9 protein-coding genes are annotated in these 8,806 nt (G+C 40.7%); 4 read left to right on the top strand and 5 right to left on the bottom strand.

Translation table 11 applies throughout. From position 1 onward, the window contains the following. Positions 1 to 166: 166 nt before the first annotated feature. From QL998_RS10610 to QL998_RS10590, 5 genes are all read right to left on the bottom strand, one after another. On the bottom strand, positions 167 to 748 hold the full coding sequence (locus tag QL998_RS10610; RefSeq protein ID WP_165742914.1) for a YceI family protein: 582 nt from the start codon (positions 746 to 748) through the stop codon (positions 167 to 169). Position 749: 1 nt separating this feature from the next. After that, complete coding sequence (locus QL998_RS10605) at positions 750 to 1,301, bottom strand: cytochrome b (protein WP_024594560.1); 552 nt, start codon at positions 1,299 to 1,301, stop codon at positions 750 to 752. 145 nt (positions 1,302 to 1,446) lie between these two features. Beyond that, on the bottom strand, positions 1,447 to 2,283 hold the full coding sequence (locus QL998_RS10600; RefSeq protein ID WP_024594559.1) for a ScpA family protein: 837 nt from the start codon (positions 2,281 to 2,283) through the stop codon (positions 1,447 to 1,449). Between the two features lie 6 nt (positions 2,284 to 2,289). Continuing rightward, the gene (locus QL998_RS10595; protein WP_002961576.1) at positions 2,290 to 2,910 is read right to left on the bottom strand and encodes an L-threonylcarbamoyladenylate synthase; all 621 of its coding nucleotides are present in this window, start codon (positions 2,908 to 2,910) and stop codon (positions 2,290 to 2,292) included. Next, positions 2,907 to 3,761 carry a PHP domain-containing protein gene (locus QL998_RS10590; protein WP_290192652.1) on the bottom strand — a complete coding sequence of 285 codons (855 nt, stop codon included), beginning with the start codon at positions 3,759 to 3,761 and terminating at the stop codon, positions 2,907 to 2,909. The genes QL998_RS10595 and QL998_RS10590 overlap by 4 nt, the downstream gene beginning before the upstream one ends. Before the next feature lie 463 nt (positions 3,762 to 4,224). On the opposite strand from QL998_RS10590, the gene QL998_RS10585 reads away from it, so the two are divergent. The 4 genes from QL998_RS10585 to trpCF are packed head-to-tail and all read left to right on the top strand — an operon-like array spanning position 4,225 to position 8,803. Beyond that, positions 4,225 to 5,793: an anthranilate synthase component 1 gene (locus QL998_RS10585; RefSeq protein WP_290192651.1), complete on the top strand. Its 1,569-nt coding sequence runs from the start codon at positions 4,225 to 4,227 to the stop codon at positions 5,791 to 5,793. Between the two features lies 1 nt (position 5,794). Then, positions 5,795 to 6,397 carry an aminodeoxychorismate/anthranilate synthase component II gene (locus QL998_RS10580; protein ID WP_290192650.1) on the top strand — a complete coding sequence of 201 codons (603 nt, stop codon included), beginning with the start codon at positions 5,795 to 5,797 and terminating at the stop codon, positions 6,395 to 6,397. An 11-nt stretch (positions 6,398 to 6,408) separates the two neighbouring features. Beyond that, the gene (trpD, locus tag QL998_RS10575; protein WP_290192649.1) at positions 6,409 to 7,446 is read left to right on the top strand and encodes an anthranilate phosphoribosyltransferase; all 1,038 of its coding nucleotides are present in this window, start codon (positions 6,409 to 6,411) and stop codon (positions 7,444 to 7,446) included. Next, on the top strand, positions 7,439 to 8,803 hold the full coding sequence (trpCF, locus tag QL998_RS10570; RefSeq protein WP_290192648.1) for a bifunctional indole-3-glycerol-phosphate synthase TrpC/phosphoribosylanthranilate isomerase TrpF: 1,365 nt from the start codon (positions 7,439 to 7,441) through the stop codon (positions 8,801 to 8,803). Before trpD ends, trpCF begins: the two co-directional genes overlap by 8 nt. The last annotated feature ends 3 nt before the right edge of the window (positions 8,804 to 8,806 follow it).

Genomic DNA, 8,806 nt, shown 5'->3' with positions numbered 1-8,806 from the left:
TGGCTTCCTTCAGACCCCACCGTTGGCCAGTGACGCCCTTGCCATTCAGATTATCTTCCCCTTAGTCAGGGTGATAAGGCATCTTTCAGCCTATCGGGTTTGCCAGCTTCGCTGGGCAAACAAAAAAACGCCACAGTAAGTGGCGTTTTTATATTTAATAATGGTATTACTGACGAACGCCTTCTATTGATAAAATAATATCAACATGAGTAGATGCAGGCCCTAAGTTGTAATCAATACCATAATCTGTAAGTTTAAGGCTGGTTTCGCCTTCAAAACCTACGCGGTATCCACCCCACGGATCTTTACCTTCGCCCACTTTATCTATTTCAAAGGTAATAGTTTTAGTTACGCCATGCAGCGTAAATTCGCCGGTTACGTCGGCCTCTTCACCATTTTCATCAAATTTAATGCTGGTGCTTTTAAATGTCGCTTTTGGGTATTTATCCACATTTAAAAAATCTTTACCGTGTAAGTGCTTATCGCGCTCTGCATGGTTAGAATCAAGGCTTGTGGTGTCAATATTTACCATAATTTTTGATGCATCAGGGTTTTTAGCATCATAACTAAATGTGCCGTCAAAAGTATTAAAACGACCATATAACCAGCTGTAACCTAAGTGTTTAATTTTAAAGTTAACAGATGCGTGCCCGCCTTTTGTATCAATTACATAATCAGCTGCATTAGCGGCTGTTGCCGATAACATCATTGCAGCCGAAACGGCTGTGCTTACTAATAATTTTTTCATTTTAATCATCCTTTAATGGTTTGATCATTCTGATTAAGGTTTTATCTTTATCGATAAAGTGATGTTTTAACGCCCCTAGTGCATGCAATACTGCAAACCCTATTAATGTGCACGCGCCGTAATAATGTACTTTTCCTGCAATATCGGCTTGGTCATCAAAAGCAAAATCAAGCGCTGATACGTTAAATAAGGTAAACACTTCTATTGGACGTCCGTCTGCGGTTGATATTAAATACCCAGCAACAACAATAACGGCCAAAATAATATACATAACAATATGCGCGGTGTGTGCTAATTGGTTCATACCTTTACTTTCACCTAAGGGTTTAGGTTGTGTAGATAAAGCACGCCATAAAATTCTAAATAAAAATACGGCCACAAGCGTAATACCAATGCTTTTATGTAAATCGAGCGAGCCTTTATACCAGCTATCGTAATAAGTAAGCTCAACCATATATAAACCTAAACCAAACAGGCCAAAAATAGTCAACGCCATGAGCCAATGTAAAATAATGGCGACAAGTCCGTAAGATGAAGGTGTATTTTTAAACATGTGTAACGTCCTATAATGCTATGACGTTACAATATAGTGCATAGCCGTAAATGAAAATAACATTTACAAACACTTTACGTGCGTATAAGCACAGAACTTTGATAATTAAAGTCAGTTTTAGAAGTTGAGGATTAAACAGATAAGTTTATAGGGTGGATTGCTCGCTCAAGCTGACATAAATTAAGCTCTCTGGGCTTACTTGCAAACAAGTAACAAGTCCTTCTTTAATGAGCTCAAGCATGGCTATAAAACTAACCACCACACCACTACGCCCTTCATCAGGCGTAAAAAGCGCATTAAAAACCACTGCTGAATTTGCTTTCGATAGCTGTTGTAATATTTGGCTCATTCTCTCTCGGGTTGAGAGTACTTCGGCAGTAATTTGATGATGTTCAAACGTTTTTGCTCGCGCCATAACATCACTCAACGCCAGCATTAAGTCTTTAAGTTCAATATCAGGGAGGTTTTGACTTGTGTCTTCATTTATTGGCATAGCGGCATGCGCTATAAAAATATCACGCCCAACACGGGGGATATCATCGAGGTTTTCGGCGGCTTTTTTAAATAACTCATATTCTTGCAGGCGTTTAATAAGCTCAGCGCGAGGATCTTCTTCCTCTTCAAGCTCTTCGTGAACAGGGAGTAATAAACGCGACTTAATTTGTGCAAGTAACGCAGCCATTACTAAATATTCGCCGGCAAGTTCGAGTTGAAACTCGGTCATCATTTCAACGTAACTTACATACTGCTCTGTAATACTAAAAATAGAAAGATCGAGCACATCAAGCTTATGCTTTTTAATTAAATAAAGCAGTAAATCGAGAGGGCCTTCAAAGGTTTCTAATATTATTTCGAGCGCATCGGGCGGAATATATAAGTCTTCTGGTTTATCTACAACCGCTTTACCATGCAAAAAAGCCAGTGGCAACTTTTGCTGCACTGGCTTTTCATTACTTTTTGTATCAGCAGTACTTTCGCTCACTTGTTATTACTCAAATGGGCTTGTATCACCACAGCCAACACGTAGTATTTTAACTTCATCTTCTGACAAATCGATTACCGTGGTTGCTTGCTCGGCTAAGTGGCCACCGTGAATAATTAAATCGACGTGTTTATCTAATCGCTCTAATATTTCATCAGGATCTGATTCTGTAAACTGCTGACCTGGTAAAATTAAAGAACACGACATTAACGGCTCACCAAGTTCGGCAAGTAACGCACAGGCTATTGGGTGCTCAATTACACGCATGCCAATGGTTTTTTTCTTGTCGTTTAATAAACGTTTAGGGACTTCTTTTGTGCCTTTAAAAATAAAGGTATAAGGCCCTGGCGTATTATTTTTAATGAGTCTAAATAGCTGGTTATCTACGCGTGCATAAGTAGATAACTCCGATAAATCACGACAAACTAGCGTAAAATTATCGTTTTTTTCAATACCACGAATACGCTCTATGCGCTCTTTGGCTTGCTTATTACCAATGTTACAACCGATGGCGTAGCCCGAATCTGTTGGGTAAACAACAACCCCGCCTTGTTTAATAATATCAACGGCTTGACTAATTAGTCTCGGTTGCGGGTTATCAGGATGAATATGAAATAATTGACTCATGTTAATGCCCCTTCTTCTCCTTCCCAAGCTTGCCAAACACCTTGGCAATCTTTTGGTAGGTATAAATTTTTGCCAAGCTCTAAATAGCTTGTCGGAAAATGAAAATCAGACCCTTGCGAGCAAAGTAGTTCGTACTCACGGCTGAGTTCACCTAAAAATTGACGTTCGCTTGGCGCCTGTTGAGGTTGTGCAACTTCCATTGCGTCCCCTCCTACACTTTTAAATTCTACTAATAATTTGCGTAGCCACTTGTTTGACATTTGATAGCTACTTGGATGCGCTAGTACAGCAACACCACCAGCGGCATGTATGGCCTCAATAGCGGTTTGCATGGTGCACCAGCAACTTGGTACGTAGCCTGTTTTGCCACGCCCTAAGTACTTTTTAAAAACACCCGGGAAATTTTTAGCAATACCGCGCTCAATAAGGGCGCGTGCAAAATGTGCACGCGTTATTTGCGCGTCTTTTGCCAGCTCTTTAGCTTGCTCGTAAATGCCATCAAAGCCATTTTTTGTAAGGCGAACACCAATCTCTAGTGCACGCTCTTCTCGCTTTTGCTGCTGAGCTGATAATAAAGAGGTAAGGTCAATATTATTAATATCAATATTTAAACCTACAATATGAATTTCGAAGCTTTCCCATTTAGTAGACACTTCGGTACCCGTTATTAATGAAAGCGGTAAGTTTTCGGTTTTAATAAATTGCTGCGCAGGCTTAATAGCCGCCACAGTGTCATGATCGGTAATAGCAAACACATCAATATTTTTATCAACAGCGCGATGCAATAATTCTTCAACCGTTAAACGCCCGTCTGAATGTGTGGTATGGCTATGTAAATCGTATTTTATCAAAAGAAAACTGCTTAAAATTAAGGGTTACTGGTGTTTATGTAAGTATAACAACTTTTTTGACTAAATTGTTTTAAATAAACACTTGACACAAAAGCATAAGATACGTTTTACTGTAGCCACTTTCAGACACATTAGAATTAACAATAATGATCAATTCAAACTTAAACACTATTTGGTGGTGGCACTCGTAATTGTCGGGTGATGAATTGTCGTGTCTAGCAAAAATTCAAAACCCGCAACTATGCGGGTTTTTTTATAACTAAATTTTACGAAACGTTTTATATTATAAATATTTAATAAATATTGAGGCAGAAAAACATGAATAACGGTCTTACTCTTACACATCGTTGGTGGTGGCGCTTGATATAGCGGGACGGTAATGATCTGTTTGTAATTTAGATATCGTTATTCAAGCCCCGCATTGCACAGCATTGCGGGGTTTAATTTTTTGAGGGAATGAGGTTTGATTTTTAGTCATATAACTACCACACCAGGCGAAGTAACAAGCATTACGCAAGTACGCGACTATATTAGTAGTCCTCTTGCATTATACGCGGCACTTGATAAGCCTAACTCACTACTGCTTGAATCGGCTGAGATTGATTCTAAAGACAGTGTAAAAAGTTTAATTTTAGTCGACTGTGCATTGCGCATTGTATGCCAAGGTAAAGCAGTCACTATTACTACTCAATCTAATAATGGGCAACAGCTACTTAGCTACTTGCAGGCAAATGTTAAAAGCTGTGATGCCACTTTAGACGGCGCAACACTTACCCTGTGTTATTTAGACACTAGCTTCGATACTGACGAAGCGAGTAAACTAATTGCAGATAACGCATTTAGCGCTCTGAGAACTTGTATTAACAGTATTAAAAGCACAACTAACAATCCATTTTCGTTATTTTTAGGCGGTGTATTTGCCTACGATATGGTAGCAAACTTTGAGCAGTTAAGTGATGTACCTGATGGCGAAAACACCTGCCCAGATTACGTATTTTATTTAGCCGAAACCTTAGTTGTTATTGATCATCAAAAACAAACAACCGAACTCATTGGTAATGTATTTAACGGCCCAGACGTACACGCTAACTGCTTTGAAGTAGGTAAAGAGCTAGAGCGCTTAAATACGCTGTGCGATAACGCTTCAGAATTTAGTGCGGATATGCAAAGTGGACAATGTGAGGTAAGCGTTGATATAGACGATGACACATACTGCGAGCAAGTAATTAAGCTTAAAAAGAATATTGTAGACGGTGATATTTTTCAGGTAGTGCCATCGCGTACATTTTCACTACCTTGTCCTGATCCTCTGCACGCTTATAGCCAGCTTAAAAAGCAAAACCCAAGTCCGTATATGTTTTATATGCGCGATGAAGACTTTGCTTTATTTGGCGCATCGCCTGAATCAGCACTTAAATACACAGTGCAATCTCAGCAAGTTGAAGTATACCCAATTGCTGGCACTCGCCCACGTGGCAAATTTGCTAATGGGCAAATAAACCCAGACCTAGACAGCCGCATTGAACTTGAACTTAGAAACGATCAAAAAGAGCGCGCCGAGCATTTAATGCTTGTCGATTTAGCCCGTAACGACGTAGCACGTATTAGTGTTGCAGGTACTCGTTTTGCCAAAGAGCTATTAAAAGTAGACCGTTATTCACAGGTAATGCATTTAGTATCACGCGTTGTTGGCACACTAAAACCCGAGCTTGATGCACTGCATGCTTACCAAGCTTGTATGAACATGGGCACGCTTGTTGGTGCACCAAAGGTTCGTGCTGCTGAGCTTGTTCGTCAAACTGAAGGTAAGCGCCGTGGCAGCTATGGTGGCGCAGTAGGTTACTTAACCGGTGATGGCGCAATGGATAGCTGTATTGTTATTCGCTCAGCTTTTGTTAAAAATAACAAAGCGTATGTGCAAGCAGGTGCCGGTGTGGTGTTTGACTCAGATCCTATTTCAGAAGCAAACGAAACTCGCGCTAAAGCACAAGCGGTTATCACCGCCATAAAATCTACGTATAAGGCGGTATAAAATGAGTAAAGCGAATCCTATTAAAATCTATTTTTTAGATAACGTTGACTCATTTACATATAACCTTGTTGATGAGCTTACGATGCTTGGCTGCGAACTGGTTGTTTACAGAAACAACATTAGCGCTGAGGTTATCTTTAACAAAATGCGCCAAGAGCAAGGCCAAGTACTATTAGTACTTTCGCCGGGTCCTGGAACACCAAGCGATGCAGGCTGTTTAATGGAGCTTATTGAGCTCTCTAAAGGTCACTTCCCAATGCTAGGCATTTGTTTAGGCCAACAAGCATTAACACAAAGTTACGGTGGAGTAATCGGTCATGCTGGTGAAACCGTACATGGTAAGTCTTCAATTATTAATTTAGGCGAGCATCCTGTATTTGATGGTATGGGCAATACAATGCCTGTAGCACGTTACCATTCATTAATGGCAACAAAGGTGCCTGATAATATTGAGGTTATTGCCCAGTACGAAGATATCCCTATGGCTATTTATCATCATGGTGACAACGCATTGGGTTACCAGTTTCATCCAGAATCAATACTAACGCCAAACGGCGCAATGCTACTCCAGCAAAGTGTCGCTTACTTAACACGCGCTAAATAAAAGAGGACATTATGAGTACACAACCAGAACAACCCATAAATGTTCAACACGCGATTGAGCAACTAATTACTGGGCAATCATTAAGCTACGCAGACGCCAAAGCGCTTTTTGATGAAATAATGCAAGGTAATATGAGTGAAATTGAACTAACCGCCCTACTTATAAGCCTTAAAATTAAAGGCGAAGTAAGCGACGAGATTGCAGGCGCTGCAGCTTCAATGCGCGAAAACGCCGTTGCTTTTATTACCAGCAGTACGCAACTTGCCGATAGCTGTGGCACTGGTGGCGATGGTTCAAACACAATTAATATAAGTACAACGGCTGCAATTGTTGCCGCTGCTGCCGGTATTAACATGGTAAAACATGGTAATCGCAGTGTATCGAGTAATTCAGGCTCAGCCGATTTACTCAAAGCCCTGGGCATTAATATAGATATGAGCCCAGAGCAAGCAGCAAAATGTCTTGAGCAAACCAATTTTACCTTTTTGTTTGCACCGCACTATCACAGTGGCGTACGTCATGCGATGGGCGTACGAACATCGCTTAAAACACGCACTATTTTTAATATTTTAGGTCCGCTTGCTAACCCTGCAGCACCTGAAGTGCAATTGTTAGGTGTGTATAACGAAGCGTTGTGTATGCCAATGGCACAAACACTTAAAACCCTTGGCACAAAGCGCGCTATGATTGTTCACGGCTCGGGCACTGACGAAATAGCCCTACACGGCCCAACAACGGTAGTTGAGCTAAATAATGGCGAGATTACGCAGTACACACTAAACCCAAGCGACTTCGACCTTGCAAACTATTCACTTGAACAACTCGCTGGTGAAGGCCCACAATACAACGCAAATGCTAGCCTCGCCATCTTGCAAGGCAAAGGCACAGATGCACATAATGCTGCTATTGTGGTTAACGTAGCTGCCCTTCTATACCTAACAGGTAAAGCAGAAACGTTAAAAGAAGGGGCAAAACAAGTACAAACATTATTAAGTTCAGGGCAAGCCATGAACACACTAAGTGCAATTATTGAGGTAAGTAATGGCTAATGTATTAGACAAAATTGTTGCTGATAAAAAATTAGAACTAATTGAGCGTAAAGCCGCACGCCCGCTTAAAAGCTTTAAACAGCATGCAGTGCCTACAAGCCGTGATTTTTACAAAGCACTCGCAGCACCTGGCACACAGTTTATTTTAGAATGTAAAAAAGCATCTCCTTCAAAAGGCTTAATTAGAGAGCCATTTGATTTAACCGAAATCACCTCGGTTTATAAAAAATACGCTACCTGTATGAGTGTGTTAACTGATGCTAAATATTTTCAAGGCAGTTTTGACTACCTCGAATTTGTGCGCAGCCAAGTAGAACAACCGCTTATCTGTAAAGACTTTTTTATAGATGAGTATCAAGTGTACATGGCACGTATTTATGGCGGTGACGCTATATTATTAATGCTTTCAGTACTAGATGACGAAAGCTATAAAGCTCTGCATGCCGTTGCCGATTCACTTAATATGTCGGTATTAACCGAAGTAAGTAATGAAGAAGAAGTACACCGCGCACTTGCACTTGATGCACAAATTATTGGTATTAATAACCGCGACTTACGCGATTTAAGCACCAATTTAGCCACTACCGAAAAACTACGAAAGCTTATTCCGGCTGATAAAGTGGTTATTTCGGAGTCGGGGATTTACACCCATCAAGACGTAAAACGTTTAGCTCCTCTATGCGATGGCTTTTTAATTGGCAGCTCACTTATGAGTGAGCGTGATTTAGAGCAAGCATGCCGCCGTGTTATTTTAGGTGACAATAAAGTATGTGGTTTAACACGTACTAAAGATGCACAAGCTGCGTATCAAAACGGTGCTATTTACGGCGGTTTGATTTTTCATCCTAAATCGCCACGCTATGTCGATTTAGATTGTGCAATAGAGCTTAGTAAAAGTGCACCACTTAATTTTGTTGGTGTGTTTGTCGATGCTCCAATTGAGCAAGTTACTCAATACGCAAGTGTGCTAAAATTGGCGGCAGTTCAATTACATGGTCAAGAAAGTGACGATTACATTGCTGACTTGCGTACACAGTTACCAACTAATTGCGAAATTTGGAAAGCCCAAGCAATAAAAGATGCATTGCCAACGCCTGTAAATGGGGTTGATCGACACCTTTACGATACACACAGCGACACTCAAGCTGGCGGTACTGGTAAAGCATTTGATTGGTCGGTGCTTAGCGGCGCAACCACACCATTTATGCTAGCTGGTGGCTTAAATCCAGATAATATTAAAGATGCGCTTTTTAAAGGTGCCCTAGGCCTTGATTTAAACTCAGGCGTTGAAGAATCTGCGGGTAAAAAGTGCCCTAACAAATTACATAATGCTTTTACAAGCATCAGAAATTATTGAGGT

Origin of the sequence: Pseudoalteromonas sp. APC 3691 (genome assembly GCF_030408135.1) — a bacterium.
Lineage (GTDB): Bacteria > Pseudomonadota > Gammaproteobacteria > Enterobacterales > Alteromonadaceae > Pseudoalteromonas.
This window is presented reverse-complemented; position numbering and strand designations above follow the sequence as displayed.

Bases quoted from the DNA above. Each gene is read 5' to 3' on its own strand.
- QL998_RS10610 (WP_165742914.1), bottom strand. From the start codon at position 748: ATGAAAAAATTATTAGTAAGCACAGCCGTTTCGGCTGCAATGATGTTA.
- QL998_RS10605 (WP_024594560.1), bottom strand. From the start codon at position 1,301: ATGTTTAAAAATACACCTTCATCTTACGGACTTGTCGCCATTATTTTA.
- QL998_RS10595 (WP_002961576.1), bottom strand. From the start codon at position 2,910: ATGAGTCAATTATTTCATATTCATCCTGATAACCCGCAACCGAGACTA.
- QL998_RS10580 (WP_290192650.1), top strand. From the start codon at position 5,795: ATGAGTAAAGCGAATCCTATTAAAATCTATTTTTTAGATAACGTTGAC.
- trpD (WP_290192649.1), top strand. From the start codon at position 6,409: ATGAGTACACAACCAGAACAACCCATAAATGTTCAACACGCGATTGAG.
- trpCF (WP_290192648.1), top strand. From the start codon at position 7,439: ATGGCTAATGTATTAGACAAAATTGTTGCTGATAAAAAATTAGAACTA.